17 protein-coding genes are annotated in these 18,915 nt (G+C 60.4%); 6 read left to right on the top strand and 11 right to left on the bottom strand.

Going from position 1 to position 18,915, the window contains the following annotated elements; translation table 11 throughout:
- Positions 1-55 precede the first annotated feature (55 nt).
- A complete protein-coding gene (locus ACI514_RS22100) occupies positions 56-2,053 on the top strand; it encodes a pilus assembly protein TadG-related protein (RefSeq protein ID WP_160055498.1) in 1,998 nt (665 codons plus the stop codon).
- Here ACI514_RS22100 and ACI514_RS22095 read toward each other — a convergent pair.
- The gene (locus tag ACI514_RS22095; RefSeq protein ID WP_405122384.1) at positions 2,050-4,803 is read right to left on the bottom strand and encodes a PAS domain-containing protein; all 2,754 of its coding nucleotides are present in this window, start codon (positions 4,801-4,803) and stop codon (positions 2,050-2,052) included. The two genes, ACI514_RS22100 and ACI514_RS22095, sit on opposite strands and share 4 nt — an antisense overlap.
- The gene (locus ACI514_RS22090; protein ID WP_160055502.1) at positions 4,800-5,243 is read right to left on the bottom strand and encodes a TadE/TadG family type IV pilus assembly protein; all 444 of its coding nucleotides are present in this window, start codon (positions 5,241-5,243) and stop codon (positions 4,800-4,802) included. Before ACI514_RS22090 ends, ACI514_RS22095 begins: the two co-directional genes overlap by 4 nt.
- A gap of 75 nt (positions 5,244-5,318) precedes the next feature.
- On the opposite strand from ACI514_RS22090, the gene ACI514_RS22085 reads away from it, so the two are divergent.
- The 3 genes from ACI514_RS22085 to ACI514_RS22075 all read left to right on the top strand — a co-directional run bounded on the left by ACI514_RS22085 (position 5,319) and on the right by ACI514_RS22075 (position 8,106).
- A complete protein-coding gene (locus tag ACI514_RS22085) occupies positions 5,319-5,789 on the top strand; it encodes a prepilin peptidase (protein ID WP_405122383.1) in 471 nt (156 codons plus the stop codon).
- Positions 5,790-5,915: 126 nt separating this feature from the next.
- The gene (locus ACI514_RS22080) at positions 5,916-6,704 is read left to right on the top strand and encodes a response regulator transcription factor (protein WP_160055504.1); all 789 of its coding nucleotides are present in this window, start codon (positions 5,916-5,918) and stop codon (positions 6,702-6,704) included.
- Between the two features lie 1,039 nt (positions 6,705-7,743).
- Positions 7,744-8,106 carry a DUF6124 family protein gene (locus ACI514_RS22075; RefSeq protein WP_405122382.1) on the top strand — a complete coding sequence of 121 codons (363 nt, stop codon included), beginning with the start codon at positions 7,744-7,746 and terminating at the stop codon, positions 8,104-8,106.
- Positions 8,107-8,225: 119 nt separating this feature from the next.
- On the opposite strand, the gene ACI514_RS22070 is transcribed toward ACI514_RS22075, so the two are convergent.
- Genes ACI514_RS22070 through cpaB form a run of 8 tightly spaced genes read right to left on the bottom strand, consistent with a single transcriptional unit; the run spans position 8,226 to position 15,674 of the window.
- Positions 8,226-8,498: a DUF3613 domain-containing protein gene (locus ACI514_RS22070; protein ID WP_034154790.1), complete on the bottom strand. Its 273-nt coding sequence runs from the start codon at positions 8,496-8,498 to the stop codon at positions 8,226-8,228.
- A gap of 10 nt (positions 8,499-8,508) precedes the next feature.
- On the bottom strand, positions 8,509-9,231 hold the full coding sequence (locus ACI514_RS22065; protein ID WP_405122381.1) for a hypothetical protein: 723 nt from the start codon (positions 9,229-9,231) through the stop codon (positions 8,509-8,511).
- Positions 9,232-9,253: 22 nt separating this feature from the next.
- Positions 9,254-10,138, bottom strand: a complete 885-nt coding sequence (locus ACI514_RS22060) for a type II secretion system F family protein (protein WP_160055510.1) — start codon at positions 10,136-10,138, stop codon at positions 9,254-9,256.
- A gap of 1 nt (position 10,139) precedes the next feature.
- Positions 10,140-11,024: a type II secretion system F family protein gene (locus ACI514_RS22055; protein WP_160055512.1), complete on the bottom strand. Its 885-nt coding sequence runs from the start codon at positions 11,022-11,024 to the stop codon at positions 10,140-10,142.
- Between the two features lie 18 nt (positions 11,025-11,042).
- Positions 11,043-12,311, bottom strand: coding sequence for a CpaF family protein (locus ACI514_RS22050; protein ID WP_160055514.1), 1,269 nt, complete (start codon positions 12,309-12,311; stop codon positions 11,043-11,045).
- Positions 12,308-13,498 carry a pilus assembly protein gene (locus ACI514_RS22045; RefSeq protein ID WP_160055516.1) on the bottom strand — a complete coding sequence of 397 codons (1,191 nt, stop codon included), beginning with the start codon at positions 13,496-13,498 and terminating at the stop codon, positions 12,308-12,310. Before ACI514_RS22045 ends, ACI514_RS22050 begins: the two co-directional genes overlap by 4 nt.
- Positions 13,495-14,712: a type II and III secretion system protein family protein gene (locus tag ACI514_RS22040; RefSeq protein WP_095121996.1), complete on the bottom strand. Its 1,218-nt coding sequence runs from the start codon at positions 14,710-14,712 to the stop codon at positions 13,495-13,497. The genes ACI514_RS22045 and ACI514_RS22040 overlap by 4 nt, the downstream gene beginning before the upstream one ends.
- 20 nt (positions 14,713-14,732) lie before the next feature.
- Positions 14,733-15,674 carry a Flp pilus assembly protein CpaB gene (gene cpaB / locus ACI514_RS22035; RefSeq protein ID WP_110721137.1) on the bottom strand — a complete coding sequence of 314 codons (942 nt, stop codon included), beginning with the start codon at positions 15,672-15,674 and terminating at the stop codon, positions 14,733-14,735.
- Positions 15,675-16,012: 338 nt separating this feature from the next.
- Here cpaB and ACI514_RS22030 point away from each other — a divergent pair, with 338 nt between their 5' ends.
- Together ACI514_RS22030 and ACI514_RS22025 are read left to right on the top strand one after the other, a co-directional pair.
- Positions 16,013-16,219 (top strand): Flp family type IVb pilin, encoded by a 207-nt coding sequence (locus ACI514_RS22030; protein ID WP_405124240.1) that lies wholly within the window; start codon positions 16,013-16,015, stop codon positions 16,217-16,219.
- Positions 16,220-16,290: 71 nt separating this feature from the next.
- On the top strand, positions 16,291-16,701 hold the full coding sequence (locus ACI514_RS22025; RefSeq protein WP_405122379.1) for a response regulator: 411 nt from the start codon (positions 16,291-16,293) through the stop codon (positions 16,699-16,701).
- A 495-nt stretch (positions 16,702-17,196) separates the two neighbouring features.
- On the opposite strand, the gene ACI514_RS22020 is transcribed toward ACI514_RS22025, so the two are convergent.
- Positions 17,197-18,867: a ShlB/FhaC/HecB family hemolysin secretion/activation protein gene (locus ACI514_RS22020; RefSeq protein WP_405122378.1), complete on the bottom strand. Its 1,671-nt coding sequence runs from the start codon at positions 18,865-18,867 to the stop codon at positions 17,197-17,199.
- Positions 18,868-18,915: the final 48 nt, after the last annotated feature.

Below are 18,915 nucleotides of genomic sequence, written 5' to 3'. Positions count from 1 at the left end.
TTAGGCGTGTCTACACTCAATTGCACCAATGGAGCTAGCGGCAAAGGAGTGCGCCATGTCGCCTCGTTCGCGATTCAACGGCCCGGCCCGCCAGCGCGGGGCGATTGGCTTGATGGCTGCGGCCACCCTCAGTCTGGCGGTGGTGATGCTGCTGTTGGTGGTCGACACCGGCCGCTTGTACATGGAACAACGCAAATTGCAGCGGGTGGTGGACAACGCCGCCCTCGAAGCCGTCAGCCGTGGCGGTAATTGCCTGCCGGGCCTGAGCGCCGCCAGTTATGCCGGGCAAAGCGCCGTGCGCAATGGCTACATCGTCGATGCCAGCAATACCCTAGCCACCACGTGCGGCACCTTGGTGACGGCCGCCACCGGCCTGCGCACGTTCGCGGTAGATGCCACGCAAGCAGCAGCGGTCAAAGTCGTCGCCAGTCGCACGCTGACCACCAGTTTTGCCGGTGGTATACAGGCCTTGTTCAGCGGTACACCGGTCAGTCTCAATACCACGCTCAATGCCTCGGCGGTGGCCGCCAAACCGCAGCCGACGGTGGCCCAACTGAATATTCGCAGCACCCTGGCCAGCATCGATACGGCCCAGTCGAACATCCTCAATCCGCTGTTTTCCGGGCTGCTCGGCGGCAACGTCAACCTCACGGCACTGGGCTGGGATGGCCTGCTGAACACCGACATCAACCTGCTCAAATACCTTGATCAACTGGCGATCAATCTCAACGTCGCGGCGGGCAATTACACGCAGTTGCTCAACACTCAGGCCACGGTGACGCAACTGATCCAGGCGGCGGCGACCGTGGTGCAACTCAATGGCGCGACCGCGCAGGTGACCACTGCGCTGGGCCAATTGCAGGTGGCGGCGATCAACGCGGCGCCGGTCAAACTGGGCGACATCCTGCAATTGCAGACCGGCACTACATCGGCAGGATTGGACGCCAATCTGCAACTGCTGCAGCTGATTCAGGGCGTGGTGCAACTGGCCAACAGCAAGAGTGCGGTGGCGGCGACGTTGCCGATCAGTGTGCTCGGGCTGGCGAATGTCACGGTGCGGGTGAAAGTGATCGAACCGCCGCAGTTTTCCGCGATTGGCGATCCGGCGCGGGCCAAGGTCAATCCGACCGGGGCGGACCGGATTTATGTGCGTACGGCGCAGGTTCGCACGCTGGTCTCCGTGAATCTGCCGGTACTGTCCGGGGTGACGGGGCTGACCAATGCCGTGCTGGGGCTGGTCGGTGGATTGACCCCGACCCTCAATGCACTACTGAGTCTGAATCTGGTCAGTACGCTCAATTCGGTCCTGTGCCTGTTGGGCGCGGGTTGCGAGCAACTTGATCCACAATTGCTGCCATCACCGCAAATCGACATCAGTCTGGATGCCGGCGGCGCCAAGAGTTATGTCACCGATTACAGCTGTCCGACGGGCACCACCGGCACCAAGAGCCTGACTGCGCATACCATTACGTCCATCGCTGACTTGAAACTCGGCAAGATCGATCCGGCCAATGCCTTTTCTTCAGCGGCCGAACCCACGGTGGCGCCTTTGGCGCTGATCGATCTGGGGATCGTCACCTGTCACAAAATCCTGCTGCTCGGCACCTGTGATCCTGCCACCCATGTTCCTTTCGGCGCGGGAGGCATCGGCATCATGCTCGACACCAGTGTCGGGCAAACTTCGCAAGACCTGGTGTTCACCAGCAGCACGCCGTTCGCCACCCCGGCCAACCTCAAACTGCCGCCGAGCATCTTGCCGGCCGCGCCAACCAGCAACATCGTCGGCAGCCTGTCGAGCACCCTCGCGGGCATCAACCTGATCGTCTACAAACCGCAGGGCAGCAACCCGTTGGGTGCCATCGTTACCGGCGTTGCCTCGTTGATCAGCGATGTCACCAACCGATTGTTGCCCGTGGTGACCGGTGCACTTAGTCCGTTGCTCGACCCGCTGCTGAACAACCTGCTCAAAGGTCTGGGCATCAATCTGATGGACGTCGACGTCGGTGCCAATATGACCTGCGGCCAGACCGGCAAGGCCTATCTGGTGATCTAGGCGTCCACGGCAACCGGCAACTCGATGCAGAACCGCGCGCCCTCCGCCGAATTGCGCACGCTCAACTGGCCGCCCATGTTGTCGATGATACCGTAGCTCACCGACAACCCTAGCCCGGTGCCGACGCCGATCGGTTTGGTGGTGAAGAACGGCTCGAAGATCCGCTCCAGCAGACGCGGATCAATGCCGCCGCCGTTGTCCTCGACCCACAACCGCACGTTCTGTTCATCGCGCTCGGCGTAGATCGCAATCCACGGTTTGAAGCTCGAGTCCTTCTCGCGTTTGCTCAACAACGCGTCGCGCGCATTGACCATCAGGTTGATCAGAACCTGCTCAAGCTGATCGACGTAGCCACGCACTTGCACCTCGAACCCTGTCTCGCTGATGTGCAAATCCACGCCTTTACCGCGCATGCCTTCGGCCAGCAGCGACAGCGTGCCTTCGATGGCCGAGGCGGGGTTGAACAGTTGCTGCTCAATTTCCGAACGCCGGCCGAATACCCGCATGTGATCGACCACTTTCGCCGCACGCTGCACCTGCGCATCAATGCGGTTGAGTTTGTCGGTCAGGTAGTCGACCTGCACATCGCCGTTGCCCAGACGCTTGAGCACGTTGACGATGGCCATGCGCATCACGTTCAGCGGCTGATTGATTTCATGGGCAAGGCCGGTGGCCATTTCGCCGAGGGTGGCCATTTTCGCGCTTTGCGTGAGTTGTTGCTGCGAGCGGCGCACTTCGGTGTTGTCGCGGCCCACTGCTTGCACTTCGATCAATTGGCCGTGTTCATCGAACACGCCGCGATCGGACCAGACCCACCAGGCGTGTTCGCGGCCGGGCAGTTGCAGGCTGATTTCTGCGGTGCTTACCGGTTCATCTGTGGTCAGTGAAGCGAGGCGCAGGACGAATGCGGCGCGTTGTTCTTCGGACATCCAACTGCCCAGATCGACCCCCGGCAGTTGCTCCGGTGTGCATTCCAGGTACGTCGCCAACGGCCGGTTGCCGAAAGTCAGAATCAGGTCCGGGCGGTAGCGACAGATCATTGCCGGCGAGTCCTCCACCAGAATCCGGTAGCGCTCTTCACTCTTTTTCACCTGCTCGGCCGCCAGGGTCGCTTCGGTGACGTCCAGCCACAAACCGACCGCTTCCACCGGCAGGCCGAGGTCATTGCGCAGCAACCTGGCTTCATCGAGCAGCCAGTGATATTCACCGTGACGGTCGCGCAGGCGATAACGCGCGCGTACCGAACCTTCGCGTAACAGCTGACGGCAGCGGGCGAAATAAAGGTCGCGATCTTCGGGATGGATCATCTCGACCAGTGCGCCGTCGCCGCAGTCCTCAAGGCTCCAGCCCAGCAAGGGTTGCAGACTGGCACTGAAGAACGCCGGGATCAGCGCGCCTTCTTGGTAGTGCTGGACGTAAATCACCGCCGGCGAACTGGCGATCAGGTTGTCCAGCCGTGCATGTGCGGCGGCGGCCCGTTGTTGCTGGTTCTGGATGTCGCTGATATCGAGCATGAAACCGACCAACCGGCGGTACTCGCCATTGCCAATCACTTGGCCCTGCACGCGATACCACGTGGGCGCCTGTTCGTTATTAACGCCGCGCAGGCGCACCGATAACGTCAGGGCTTCACCGTGTTGTTGCAAGGCTTGCAGACGGCTGCGCAACTCGTCGCGGTCGGCGGGATGGATTTGCGCCAGCCAGTCTTCCAGCGCTAATCCGCCAGAGTTCACGTTCAGGGCCGCCGCCAGCGCGGGGGCCAGTTGAATGTGGGCGTCGCCTGCCAAAATCTCCCACCAACCGGTGCCCAGCAGGGTTTGCAGCGACTCGATACGTTCCAGTTGCAGGTGATGTTGTTGTTCGCGCAGGCGTCCGAGCAACGGTCCGGCCAGTGCGCCGACCAGCGTTATCCAGTCGCGCTCGGTGAGGTATGGCGCGGCGCTGTCCACGGGATAAAAACCGCAGAGCAGCCAAGCCACCACACCGCGCTCATCGCTGTACGGCACTGCGAAACCTTCGGCACTGCCGAACAAAGCCTGCACCCGCGAATGTTCATCGAGGCCATGCTGTGCGCCGACGCGTTGCGGCGCGGCGCCGTTCAGGCTGTCCAGCGGCGTGCCCAGGCGCTGGCCGTCATGCCACAGGGTCGGTGCATCGTGGGCGCGATACTGGCGATGGATTTGCCACCCCTGTTGTTCATCATCAAGCAAGGCCAGCGCCAGACAGGGGATATGCCAGCGCTGGGCGATCATTTGCAATTGTTCGCTTACGATCACCGGCAAACGCACTTGGCTGCAAGCGCGTAACTGTTCGCTGACCTGCCCGGCAATCAATTGGCAGGCATCACGCTGACGCGATTGTTGGCATTCGAGCAGCAAGTCAGCGATGTCGATCAGATGCATCAGCCAGCCTTCGCCCAGCGGCTGTACCCAGCCCCGCAGGTGCACGGTTTGCTCACCCAGACCGAAGAAGTCGAGATCCAGCAAGAGCCCCTGCCACTCCCTCGGCCGACCTTCGATGGTCAACGTGCTGTGGGGCAGCAGATAAGTGCTGAGTGGCAGGGGTTGATCTTGAGGTTTGAACTGCGCCAGCAGATGCCGCAGCGGGCCGGCGATTTGCAGCACGTCACCGTCATCGTTCAAGTACAGGTGCAAGCCTGTCGCGGGTGAGCCGAGTGGGTCGGGCAACTCGTGGGTGGCGGGCGGTGTGCGTTTGAGCAAGCGCCCGAAGAGCTTGTCCCCCGACGTCAAAATTGCAGACTCGATTTGGCGGTCAGGTAGGTGGGCAGGTTGGGCACTGGGCCAACGACCGGAAGCACCAGAAACGGCATGACCTGATTCAACTTGCTGACCGGATAATCCACTCGCACCGTCAGCAGGCCTGAAGCGCTGTATTGGCTGCTGGTATCAACGCCGACCACCAGGTTGAAGACCGGCGGAATCCAGGACAATTGCTGGGTCAGCGTAGCGTTCGCGGTGTTGAGCACCACCGTTGAATAGTTGGGCGTGTTGGGATCGACCGCGACACTGCGGCGTACCGCTTCGGAGGTGGCCTGGTTGAACGATTGCATCATCACCAAGGGCAGGCTGTAACTGACCAGACCGTAAAACACGGCGAAAAAAATGATGAACACCAAGGCGAACTCAATCGCCACCGCACCTTTTTGCGACTTCCGAAAGCCGGTTTTCATGAGTGCGTCTACCCTGACTGTCACTGCGTAGTATCAGCATAGAATCATTCCGCAAAAATGGACGGTTTTTACCCGATGTACAGTTTTATCCTCCTGATCTGGTTGGGGCTGTGCGCTGCGCAAGATGCTCGCCAGCGGCGCATTGCCAATGGGCTGACCCTTGGCGCGGCGGCGCTGGCGCTGATCTGGCTGCTGTGGACGGGCAGCACTTGGCTGGGCGCTGACGCAGGGCAGGGCGGCTGGGCCTGCCTGATCGCACTGGGGCTGACCCTGCCGGGGTTTTTCATGGGCCGGATGGGCGCCGGCGATGTGAAATTAATGACAGCTCTTGGCCTTGCGACGGACGGTCTGTTCATTCTCGGCGTGTTTATTGGCGCGGGGCTCGGCAGCGTGATCTGGCTGCTGCTGGCGCCAAGAGTCTGGCTCCATATGAGTCAAGGGCTTAGAGAACGTCTGCGATATCTGGCTCCCGACATGTCAAAAAAGCTGCCATTTGCTCCGTTCGTGCTGGTCGGTGCTGTGCTCGTTGTACTTTGGATCCATTAGTCGCCAAGCGCCATTAGTTCTATGTACATAGTCGGAAAGTACGTCTACTTTCAAAGGAACTGGTTATACAGCCAAAGGCTGGCAGTACAGGAATGGTCAGCTTTGGCCTGGGACATGGAGTAGCACGTGAACAAGCTTACGTCTGCGGTAAAAGTCCTCGTGGTCGACGATCAGCCGTTGATTGTGGAGGAGTTGTGCGAGTTTCTTGAAAGTAGCGGTTATCGCTGTGTGCCGTGTGAGTCCAGTGCGCAGGCGATCGAGCGTTTCAGTGAGGACGCGGAGATCGGTCTGGTGCTGAGTGATCTGCACATGCCGGACATGGATGGCATTCAGTTGATTCAGGAATTGCAGCGGCTGGCGGGCAAGCATCGGGCGTTCGAGGCGATCATGCTGACTGGGCGTGCCGACAAGCAGGACGTGATCAAGGCGTTGCGTGCCGGGATTGCCGATTATTATCAGAAACCGATTGATCTGGATGAATTGCTCGAAGGTGTGCGGCGACAGGAGGTGGCTCTGCAGGAGCGGCAGAAGAATCTGCAACTGGGGCATTTGAATCAGAAGTTGCAGTATTTGTCTGAGTCGATTGATGACCTTTATCAGGATCTGGACAAGGTGCGGCGCAGTCCTTCGTCGGTGGTTCGCGATGGGTTGGGTGGTGAGCCCGCCGAGGTTGAGGCGCAGGAGATGCCGGCGATTTTCAATCAGTTGTCGCCGCGGCAGTTGGATGTGGCGCGGTTGGTCGGTAAGGGGCAGACCAATTATCAGATTGCCTGTGAGTTGGGGATTACCGAGAACACGGTGAAGCTTTATGTTTCGCAGGTGTTGCGGTTGACGCATATGCATAATCGGACGCAGTTGGCTTTGGCTCTTTCGCCGAGTGCTTCGGCTGCGCGGCAGCGGGTTACGGCGCATTGACTTGGCGGCCTTTGGGCCGACCAGGTTCTTGGGGTTTGGTGTGTATATCCGTTTTTTTGGGTGTTGCGGCTGGCGGTTCCGCCCTTACGGCGGGTCACTTTTTCAGACGCCAAAAAGTAACCAAAAGGCTGGGCCCCGGCGTTCGGCCCCTCGCTGGGGCTCGGGGTTCCTTCGTTCCGGGATCTATCCGGGGGCATCGCCTACGGCTTGCTTCGCTGCACCTCCTCTCGATGTGTTTGGCTTCGCCAAACGGTCGCTGCGCTCCCACCCCCGGATAAATCCCTCCACTCAGCCTGCCGAAGGGGCCAACAGATCAAAAGCTGCAGCCGAGCTAACGCTCATCCTGTTGAGTGGTTAGGAGCGGGTGAGGGGCTTTTGATCTGGTTCAAAATCTGAATTCGACTCGATATTTCACGTCGGCGTAGCTCTCCCAAACACCACGGTCAGTCCCCTCTCCCTCTGGGAGAGGGTTAGGGTGAGGGGCTTTTGATCTATTTCATAATCTGAGTTCGACGCGGTATTTCACGTCGGCGTACCTTTTCCAAACACCTCGTTCAGTCCCCTCTCCCTCTGGGAGAGGGTTAGGGTGAGGGGCTTTTGATCTATTTCATAATCTGAGTTCGACGCGGTATTTCACGTCGGCGTACCTCTACCAAACACCCCGGTCAGTCCCCTCTCCCTCCGGGAGAGGGCTAGGGTGAGGGTTGGCTTTTGGCTGTTTAAATGTGTGCCAGATAACCGGAACCTTCCCACACTGTTTTCAGGTTGTCCGTCGGACGTGAGCTCTCTAGTCTCTGGCTGTCGCTGAACACTCAGCGATCGGGTGTGAGAACCCGGCAATTTATGGTCATCCAGTCCTTGTGCACGCATAATCGCCGCCAGCTTGTCTGCTGTCTGCAATATGTCATGGCGGCTGTGTGCGGGCAGACTTCGGTCTGGCCGGGTGTCCATAACCGGTATTCTCACCCCGCATACAGCTGCCACCTTTTGCCCCGTGAGAATGGCAGTAGGTGGCGGCAAAGACTTTGGAGTTGTTTCAATGGACAAACTGATCCCCGACCCACCCACCGAACCCACCACCCCACTCGAAGAAGCCATCCGCGTCGACAACCTCGCCAAAAACCGCGAAGCCATCAAGCGCGCTCTGGACTTCTACCTCTGCCCAGAACCTGCAAAACCCCGCCAGCCCAGCACGATGTTCCTCATCCACCCGAAAATCGATACCGAAAGCCTGCTCGCCCACGCCTGCGAATCCCTGGCCTCGGCCAACACGCTGGCCGGTAACTTTGCCGATCAGCTTGGTCGGCCTGAGCGCAATACCGCGCTGGCGATTCAGCAGATCATCATGCTCGCCGAACTGGCGGTAAACCGGGCATTGGATCGGGTGGATGCGCAGACCTGAACTGGCTGAAACACCGCGTCATCGTTCATCGCCAGCAGGCTGGCTCCCACAGGTGAAATGCATTTCAAAATGTGGGAGCGAGCTTGCTCGCGAAAGCGGTGGAGCAGTCAGCCTCAAACTCAATTCTTGCTCTCGATCTTGCCACCCGCATCGGGATCATAAAAATCCGGAATCTCATATTTGTACTTCTTCAACCAGCGCTGCATCGCTAGATCCCGTTCGGTTGCGGTCGCCGTTTGTGGTTTGGGCGAGGCGGCTTTGTTGCGGCTTTGCAGGACCAGCCAGCCTTCGGTTTCCTGTTGTTGCGCCGAGGCGGGGCCGGCGTCGATGGCGGCGGCGCTGAGGGGCAGGCTGAGCAGGGTCAGGTAGCACAGGCCTTTAAAGGGATGCATGGCTGTCTCCTTATTTGATCGGTGACGGCAACGGGTCGACGACGGCGGCCACTTGGTTGCTGGTGGCCGGTTTGGTCTTGATCGGGGCTTTGAGTTTTTCTGCGCGTTGCTGGGCTTCGGTGAATTGTTGCGGGGTCAGTTTCGCGCGGCTGACGATTTCGGCGGCTTGTGGCCAGTCGTTCTGGTACAGCAGCAGGGTGACCATGTTCAGTGTTGCCAGTTGGTTGTTCTGCTTGAGTTCGATGGCGGTGAGAAACTCGAAACGTGCGTCGTTCAGGCGCAGCTGGTTGAGGTAGACCACGCCGAGGTCGTTGCGGATTTTTTCGTCGGTGGGGGCCAGTCGGGCGGCGCGTTGCAGGTGGGCCTGGGCCTGGCCGTTGTCGCCGCGAGCGGCGTAGAGCTGGCCGAGGCCGTGTTCGGCTTCGGCGGTCAGGCAGCCGCCGAGCAGGCTGCGGTACAGCGGCTCGGCTTCGCTGCGGCCGAGCAGGCGATAGACCTTGGCTTTGCGCAGGCGCACTTCGCTGATGTTGTCCGGCAGGCTTTGCAGGTTGGCGAGGCTGGCATGCAGTTTGCCGTCGTTGGCCAGGTCGTCTGCGAGGTTCAGGGCCAGCTCCTGCTCCTGGGTCATTTTGCTGCAACTGCTCGGTGACAGCAGTGCCGTCCAAGGTGCCTGGCCGTCGGTGGCGCAACCGCCGAGCAGCAACAGACTTGCCATGACTATCAGTACTTTCATCAAACGCTCTCCATGAGCAAGGTCAGTTTGCAAACGCCCGGGCAATGGCGGTGAAGCCCGGGCCGGCGAGGACGATCAGCAGTGCGGGAAACAGAAACAGCATCATCACCACCGACATCTTCGCCGACATTTTCGAGATGTATTCCTGCAAGCGCGTCAGGCGGCGGTCATCCAGCAATTGCTTGAGCGCCAGCAGCGATTTCATCGCGCCACCGCCCTGTTGAATCAGTTGCTGGAGGATCACGCAGGTGTCAGTGAATTCGTCGACGGCGAGCATTACTGCGGTTTTGTTTAACTCTTGGCCGAGTTCCAGGCCAGAGTCGACACGGGTCAGGATCAGGCGCAGTTCGCTGGTCAGTTCCGGCAGCAGTTTTTGCGCTTCGATGCTGAGCACGCGCAGCGCTTGTTCGACGGCCATGCCGGATTCGAAGAGGATGCGCAGCAGCGGAATGAACGTCGACACCTCCACGGCGATGGTTCTTTGCCGACGTGCCGCCGCGTAGGCCAGCAAGCGTTTGGGCAGCAGATAGCCGGCGCCGGTGGCGAGCATCGGCACGATCCAGCGGTTGTCAGCCTGCGGGAAAAACACCTCTTGCAGAAAAATCGCCAAACCCAACGTCAGCAACGGCGTGCCGATCTGGCAGGCGGCGTACAGCGCCCGTTCGCTAGAGCGGCGCCAGCCGATGCGGTTGAGCAGAGTCTGGGTTTCGCTGTCGATGCTCACCGAGCGTTGTCCGAACTTACTGCCGCCCAGTGCGCGCAGCCAACTGCCGAAGCGGTTTTCACGCACCAGATGCCCTTGCAAGCGCTGATTGACCTGACGCACCCGGCGCCGTTCGGTGAGCAAGTGATTGACCACGAGTAGCAGGGCGCCGAGCAGCAACATGAGAGCGGCGAGGTAGACCATGTCAGACGCTCCGTAACATGCGCCACAGCGCCAGGCTTCCGAACACTTGCAACACGGCAGCGCTGATCAGCATGTGCTGCCCGCTCGCGTCGTTCCACATCCCGAGCATGTAACCGGGGTTGGTCAGCATGAAGTAACTCACCAGCAGCAACGGTAACGAGCCGAGCACCCACGCGGTCATGCGCGTTTCGCCGGTGAGCGCACGCAGTTGCCGCGCGCCCTGGTCGCGTTCGCGGATCAGTTTGATCAGGTTTTCCAGTAGCTCGCTGGCGTTGCCGCCGTAGCGATGATTGACTTTGAGGCCGAGGGCGAACATGCGCAGTTCGTCCTGTTCATACAGTTCGGCGAAATCGCTGACGGCGTCCGGCAAGTTCACGCCTAGTTGCACGTTGCGCTGGACCCGGCCCATGGCTTTTTTCAGCGGATCTTCACTGGCTTCAATGCCGCCCATGACTGCGTCGCTCAAGGTGCGCCCGGACTTCAGGCTGCGCACGGTGTGGTCAAGCAACTGCGGCAGTTGCTCGATCATCCGTTTGACCCGGCGCTGGTAAAGAATGCCGATGTACAGCCGCAACAGCAGTGGCGGTATGACGATCATCAGCAGCAGCCCGACCCAGTCGGCGAGAAAAAAACCCAGCGCCATCGCCAGCGCCCACAGACTTAGCCACAGACCGAAACGCTCGGTCGGGCGGCCCAGTCCTGCACGCAGAAACATCCGCTCCAGCCCGACCCACACAGGTTTTTCCGGCGCCAGTTGCGGCTGCCCCGCGGCGAGTCGGTTGAGGACTTTTTCCGTGGCGGTCTTGCGCAGGCCTTGCAGGAACAGACGGATCGACAGCCCCAGCAGCGTCAGGCAGATAACAATGAGAATGATCGGTCCCAACATGCTCGGTGCTCCTTGCCGTCAGCCCAGATGAGCCTCGTGGCGCAGCTTGTCGCCGGCCGGATTGACGGCTTCGCGCAGGAAGCCGAAACCGCTGCGGCGGTCGAGGCGGAACAAGGTATTGGTGACGTAAACGTCCTCGCGAATGCCGACCACCTCCACGACTTCACTGACGCAGCGGCGCCCGTCAGGCATGCGCGTCAACTGGATGATCACGTCGAGGGCGGCGCAGATCATCTGGCGCAGGGTGCGTTCGGCGATGGAGCGTCCGGTCAGGCCGACCAGTGTTTCCAAGCGCAACAGCGCATCCTGGGCGTTGTTGGCGTGCACGGTGCTCATCGAACCGTCGTGACCGGTGTTCATCGCGGTGAGGACGTCGACCACTTCGACGCCACGAATCTCGCCGAGGATGATCCGGTCAGGGCGCATCCGCAGGGCGTTGCGAATCAGGTCGCTGGCCTTCACTTCACCGTGGCCTTCGGCATTCGGCGGCCGCGTTTCCAGGCGCACCACGTGCGGGTGACCGAGCTGCAATTCGGCGACGTCTTCGATGGTCACCAGACGCTCGTGCGGGTTGATCAACTGGCTGAGAATGTTCAACAGCGTGGTCTTGCCGGTGCCCGTGCCGCCGCTGATCAGGATGTTGCAGCGCTTGCCTACGGCGTCCTGGAAAAACTCGAAGATCGACAGGTCGATGGTTTGCATCGCCATCAGGTCGCTGCTCTTGAGCATGTCCTTGCGAAATTTACGGATCGACAGGCATGGACCGTCGAGGGCGATCGGCGGAATGATTGCGTTGACCCGGCTGCCATCCGGCAGGCGTGCATCGACCATCGGCGAAGACTCGTCGAGGCGCCGACCGAGCGGCGCGAGGATGCGCTGCATCACGCGTTCGACGTGATGCGCGTCGATAAACCGCAGGTCACTCTGGTGCAGTACACCGTCGCGTTCGATGAACACCCGGTGCGGGCCGTTGACCAGAATCTCGGTCACCGACTGATCGCGCAGCAACACTTCCAGCGGGCCGAAACCGGTGAGTTCGTCGACGATCTCTTCGGCCAGCCGTTCCATTTCGTAGCGGGAAATCGCCAGGTGCAAACGGGCGATGTATTCGGCGACTTTGTCGGTGACGAATTGCGCGAGCTGCTGGCGAGAACCTTCCAGCAGGTTTTTCCCGGACTCTTCGAGGGCGTCAATGATGTAGCGATGCAGGACCAGTTTCAGGCCTTCGTGATCGCTGTTGCCGACGCCACTGCGGGGCGCCGCACCGAAGAGTTTTTCTGCGCTCATGAGGTGCCTCGCAAGCGGTCGAACCAGGTCACTTTGGGCTTGGCCAGGCCTTCGGAACGTTTCGCCAGGCGTTCGCCGAGAGCGCGCAGGCTCTGGGTGAGTTTTTCGCGCGGGGCCAGTTCGAACAGGCTCACGCCCTGGTTTTTCGCGTTCAGGCGCACTTCCGGGGTGAGGGCCAGTGTGGCGATCACTTCCAGATTGAAGGTCTTGCCGAGGGTTTCCGAGTTGGGCGCGACATTGCTCAGGTAGCGGTCGATCAGCAGACGCCCGTGGTCGAGCTTCATGCCTTTTTCCCGCCACAGATTGAGCACGGCGAGGTTGCGTCGGCAGTTGAGCACGTTCTGATCGGTGTACCAGAGCAACTTATCGCAGTGGCTGACAAAGGTGCGCAAGGCTTCGCTGTCGGTCTGCCCGGTGAGGTTCACGACGATGTGCTGGAAGTGCTGGCGCAAGGCGCTGAGCAACATGTACAGCTCGGCGGCGCTGGTGTTTTCCAGCGGCTCGTCGTTGCTGGCGTAGGCGAGAATTCGCAGGCCGGCCTCGGCGCTGGTGAAGGCGCTGTCGATCAGCGTGGCGTCGAGCCTTCGCAAGTGGCGCAAGGCATCGCCGAAGTGAAACGAACTCTCAAGCCCGAGCAGGGCGAGGCTGTCACCGCGCGGCAAACCGAGATCAAGCAACAAGGTTTGCTGACCGCTTTTTTGCACCACCAACGCCATGTGATTGGCCAGCAGTGCGCCGTCGGAACTGCTCTGCACGCCATACATCACCGTGAGGCCACCCAGTTGCGTGTTCGGTGCCACGGGCGGCAGGCGTTTGCTCAAGCGCCGCACCAGCCCGGCGACTTCACTGGAGCGTGAACCGTAGGCGACAAAATCCCGGGCGCCGGCGCGCATCGCGTTGAGCACCAACTGATTGTCCATGCCGTCACCAAGGGCCACGATTGCCAGCATCGGTTTGGCCTCCAGCGCGCCTTCGATCAACGCGCTCTGGGCGACCACGTGCTCGCGATCAAGGCCGACGAACACCAGATTGGCAAAGGTCACGTCCACCAGCGCCAGCAGTTCATCAAGGCTGCCGCCACCGGCGCTGACCACTTGGCCCAACGGTGCGAGCGCGCCTTGCAGCCACTCCAGATCGGTGCTGTTGCGGGTGATGGCGAGAAAGGTCTGGCTCAGGCTCTGGCTCATTGCGATAACCCGCTGCGCTTGTCGAAGTTGCCGTTTTCAAGGAAGAACATGCGGTAGAAATTCGGATCGTAGTTACGCAGTTTTTCACCCGGTAGCGACGGCAGTTGCGCATCGGCGGCCAGTGGCTGGACCAGATGCGGGGTGACGATCATCAGCAGTTCGCGTTCTTCGCGCTTGATCTGCGAGCCTTTGAAAAACGCACCGAGCACCGGGATGTCGCCGAGGCCGGGAAACTTGTTCACTTGTGAGCTGTTGGTGGTGCTGATCAAGCCGCTGATGACGAAGCTTTCGCCATCGCCGAGTGACACGCTGGTGTCGGTGCGGCGGATGGTCAGGGCCGGCACAGTGGTGCCGGCAATCTGTACGGCGTTGCTGAAGTCCAGTTCGCTGACTTCCGGGGCGACCTTCAACGCGATGCGATCGCGGCCGATGATGGTTGGCGTCAGGGTCAGGCGGATACCGAACTCCTTGTATTCGATCGACACGCTGTCGCTACCGGAACTGGGCACCGGAATCGGAATTTCACCGCCGGCCAGAAAGCTTGCGCTCTGCCCGTTCAGCGCCACCAGACTTGGCCGCGCGAGGGTATAGGCGAAGCCGCTGGTTTCCAGCGCATTGATGATCGCCATGGTCTTGCCGCCGACCCACGAGAAGTTGAACAGCGAATTGTCCACCGGCAGGCGGGGCTGCGGCACACCATCAATCGGTGGCAGGGTGCCGGGCGAACCAAACAGAAAGTTGCCGCGCGTGCCGATCAGTGAGGCGGTGGCTTCTTTGAGTTTGGTCCGGCTGACTTCGACGAAGCGAATATCGGTCTGCACTTGCGACGGTAGGCTCGGGTCATCCGAGGGTAGGGTGGCGGTCATGGCGGCAGTGGCGGCGCCCTGAACAAAGACCATGCTTTGGCGCGGCTCGCTTGAGCACGACGTCCAGACCATCAGGCTGGTGGCCCCGGGCGCAACGCCGGTGAGCAGAAAGGACGAACTGCCGTTGGCGTGCACGTCGGCGATTTTCGGATCGCCAATCGCCAGACGGGTGATCGCTACCGGCGACTGTACGTCCTGTTGAAAGCCTTCGCCGATTTCGATCACCGGCGGCATGCGCCCCAGTGCCGAACAGTTGCCGACCGCCGCCAACGCGGCGTCCATCGACAGGCCCATCAGTAGCAGGGCGCGCAGCATGGGTTTGAATGTCGGCCTGGAACGACTCTGCATGCCCTTGGATCCTTGCGCAGTCATGGGTTTTGTTGGGTGATCTGATTGCCGCGAATGATTTCCACGGCAGGCCTCGGGGCCGCGCCGGAACCGCCGCCGGTAGGCGCTTTCGGTCCAGCGCCCAAGGCCAGTTGGGTGAACTGGAAGAGTTGGCTGTTGGCGCTGCTCAGATGCTCCGGCGCCTGAGTTTCGCCGGCCCAGTATTTGGCCAGGCGTTGTTCTTCACTGCTGCGTACGGCCAGACGCAAGGTGCCGACTTGCGTTGCCAGCATCAGTCGGCTGAGCAGTTGTTCCGGCACCGCCAGCACCACGGTGCGCGCGGCGATGCGGCGTTGATCCTGTTTGAGTTTTTCCTCGGCGCTCAGGGCCGGCGAGGCGGGTTGGCCGTCGTTGGTCAGGCCGTATTGATCGCCGACACCCAGCACGCGCATGGCCGGTAAAACGATCTGTGCCGACTGTTCGAGGTTGCTGGAATCCTGGCGCAGGTAGAGCAAGACATCGACGTAATCCCCGGGGATCAGTTGCCCGGCCGCGCCGATCACTTCGTCGACCGCTACGGTGAGCGCGCGTTCATCGCTGTGAATCATGCGTGCCAGTGAGCCGCCGGCGGTGAAGCTTTCATCGTTCAGCCAGGTGCCGGCGCTGAGGTGCCGCCAGGGTGTGCGGCCGATGGCCTGATCGACATTGCTCAAGCTGCCAGCCGGTGCACTGCGCAGTTTTTCCACCGCTACATCGGCAGCGGTCAGCGCGGTAAAGGGTGGCACGTCGTGCAGCAGTACCACCACCGGTTGGCGGGCCTGGTCTTCGGCGATCGCGACAGTTTTTTCAACGGTGACCGCTGGGGCAACGGGGGCTTCGGCGACGGGTGCCGGTTGACGACTGAGCACCAGTCCCCAGTAACCGACAAAGATCGCTCCAAGCATAAGGATGGCTGCAAGGCCCATGGTGACGCGACTGTTCATGACGGCTCTCCCTTTCCTGCTGCACTACCCACCGCACTTGCTTACGAGAGAAGTTCCCAATCCGGCAGCTATGAACATGCAACTATTTCGCTATTTCCACGCTAGCTGATCCAAGCCAAAACGCCATTAGTGACAGGAAAATAACCCACTAAAGTATGAGTCTTGGCCAATTAACAGCAGCAATCGGCAACTTCGCGATGTGATTAATCCTTTGTGATTAATCCGTTCTTACAGTTGTTGGGTGGGGGTTTGTTGACAATGCTCAAATGGCACGGTGGTTCTTTGCCGTTGTAGTGACATCAGCGCCAGAGGCGCAAAGGAGCAGTCCTATGTTTCGCATGACTTTCGACTATCTAATGTCCAGAACCCGGGTGTTCATCAAGAACGAAGAAGGGGCTTCGGCGATCGAGTACGCCATTGTGGTGGCGATGGTCGCCGTCGTGGTTGTGGCATTCGTAACCCCTCTTGGCGATAGGGTGCTGGCGATCTTCAATAATATTTTGACGTCTCTTGATGGTACGGCTGTGACACGGCCGACGCCTTGAGTCATGGGAACGCTGCACCTGGCTGATATCGCACTACAATGGATTTTCCATTCAGCTTTCAGGTATTGCCTATGAACGCGTCTTCGCCGCAGCGCCAACAGTTGCTTCTGGTTGACGACGAGGAGGACGCGTTGCTGGAGCTGGCGGAGTTGCTGGAGGGTGAGGGGTTTACTTGTCATACCGCAACGTCGGTGAAGCTGGCGTTGCATCATCTGACGCGCCATCCCGATATTGCGTTGGTGATTACTGATTTGCGTATGCCGGAGGAGTCCGGGATGTCGTTGATCAAGCGCTTGCGTGAGCATACTTCGCGCCAGCATTTGCCGGTGATTGTGATGTCGGGGCATGCGGATATGGAAGACGTCAGTGATCTGTTGCGGTTGCAGGTGGTAGATCTGTTTCGCAAGCCGATTTATTACGTCAGGTTGTTGGAGACTCTGGATAATTTGTTTCCCAAGCCTCGGAGTAATGTGGCTGGGTGATTGGGGGGCATATCCGTTGCTGCGGGTGTGGCTGATTAGGGTTCCGCCCTTACGGCGGGTCACTTTTTCCAGACGCCGAAAAAGTAACCAAAAAGGCTTGCTCCTACGTGCGGCCCGCTCGCTGGGGCTCGGGGTTCCTTCGCTGCGGGATCGATCCGGGGGCAGCGCCTACGGTTTGCTTCGCTGCACCTCCTCTCGCTGTGTTTGGCTTCGCCAAACGGTCGCTACGCTCCCACCCCCGGATCAATCCCTCCACTCAGCCTTCCGACGTCGCCCGTGGATCAAGATCAAGAGCTGCAGCCGAGCTAACGCTCATCCTGTTGAGTGGTGAGGAGCGACGCGGTGCGAGGTGGGCTCACCGACCAAATTTCTCTCTGTATGCACCCAGTTCAACTGTGGGAGCGAGCTTGCTCGCGAAGGCGGCCTGCAAGCCGACCCATTTCTGCCGGTTGTACATTCCACCCGCCGCTGCTGAAGCCTCCTTGGTGTTTCAGCTTAAAACTGGTAGCTGAAACTGATGCTGTACCGGGGCTTGCGATTGAACGTGTCCAGGGCTTCATCCGACATCGCCTTCGCCGCCTCCAGCGCAATGTTGTAGTACTTGGCATCGCCAAACCGTAGCCCGATCGCGGCCGATGACAGATTGTTGGCCTTTACCGGCAGTTCATTGAACCAGCTGCGCGAGCGATCAAGCACGACATACGGTTGCAGGACGCGCACCCAGTTGCCGTCGCGGTTGAAGCTGTAGTTGACCTCGTACGCTACGCCCCAGCCCTTGTCGCCGGACGCTTGATCGTCGGGATAACCGCGACCGAAGTTCTGCCCGCCGAACACCGCGCGTTCGCTGTCTGGCAGGGTGTCGTCGCTCCAGTACAGCGCGGCGGACAGCACGCCTTGCCAGTTGTCGAGGAACTTGTTGCTCTGCACCCCGGACAGGCGAACGCGGAAGAAATCGAGGTCGATGTCGTCGTAGTTGGTATGCGCGCCCAGGCTGTCGAAACCCTGGTACACGCCGCCACTGAGAATCCGCAGTTGCCGGGCATCGGCCTTGCGCCAGTCGCCTTCGAAGGCCAGAGCGCGTACGTCGGTGCGGAACTCGGTGCTGAACGGGAAGTTGATGCCGTTGTAGCGGGTCTTGTCATCGACTGCGTACAGACGCGAGCCGGCGGTCAGCAGTTCGTTGGAGGCGGCAATCAACGGCAGGGTGAAACCGATGGAGTAGCGGTCGTTTTCGCGATGGGTGCTGAGTCGACCACCGCCGTTGATGAGGACTTCGGTACTGGGATCGGCGCGGTAGCGTGAAGCGGATAAGGCAAGTTGCGCGCCCTCGTCATTGAGGAACTGGTTGTAGTCGAGGCGGTAGTAATGTTCGTGATCATCACCCGGTGGAAACAGACCGCTGAGGGTCAGTTGTTCGCCCATCGAGGTTTGCGAATTGCTACTGACGCCGAGCAAAGCCTGGGTGCCGTTGCGGTTGTCTTCGGTGGTGCTCAGCGTACTGGTGAAGGGTTTGCGACTGGCCTGGGCGACCAGCGTTGTCGCGCCGTCTGTGGTACCGGGCGGTGGTACCTGGGCCTGGATCGTTACGCCGGGGATGCGCGTCATCAGCGTGGTGTAGCGCTCGAACGTCTTGCGGGTCAGCGGCCGTTCGGCCTGGATCTTCGCCGCCAGTTTGTCGAGCAGGGCTTTGACCCGACCGACATCGCCCTCGATCTGGATATCGCGCACGTAGCCTTCCACCAGCACCACGCGCGCTACGCCGTCATTGAAATTTTGCTGCGGCAAGAACGCGTAGGACAGCAGGTAGCCGTCCTGCTGATAGCGTCGAGTGATGCTGCGCGTGGCCTCGATCAGTTCGGCGAGCGTGGCTTGGCGGCCGATCAGGGGTTTGTAGATTTCGGCGAGTTCGTTGAGCGGGTAAAGGGTTCCGCCTTCGATCTGCACGGTTTGCAAATTGATCTTGGTCTCCATCAACAGTGGTTGCGCAGCGGCGGCACCGGCGTCCGGCACTTGCACGGGCGTGGCGCTCGGGCGATAGGCGTCGGCGGGCAGGTTCGGCACCGGCAGGTTGCGGATGGTTTCGTTGCTGTTGAGAAAACTGGGCAGGGTGTCGGCGAGGGCGGCGGAACTGAGACTGAGGAACAGCAGGGATGCCATTACGCGCATAGGACACTCCATGGTCAGATCACAGCACTGGGCTGAATTCTCCTAAGA

Source organism: Pseudomonas sp. M20 (assembly GCF_045037865.1).
Lineage (GTDB): Bacteria > Pseudomonadota > Gammaproteobacteria > Pseudomonadales > Pseudomonadaceae > Aquipseudomonas.
The sequence above is the reverse complement of the archived record's forward strand: the minus strand, read 5'-3'. Positions and strand labels throughout refer to the sequence as shown.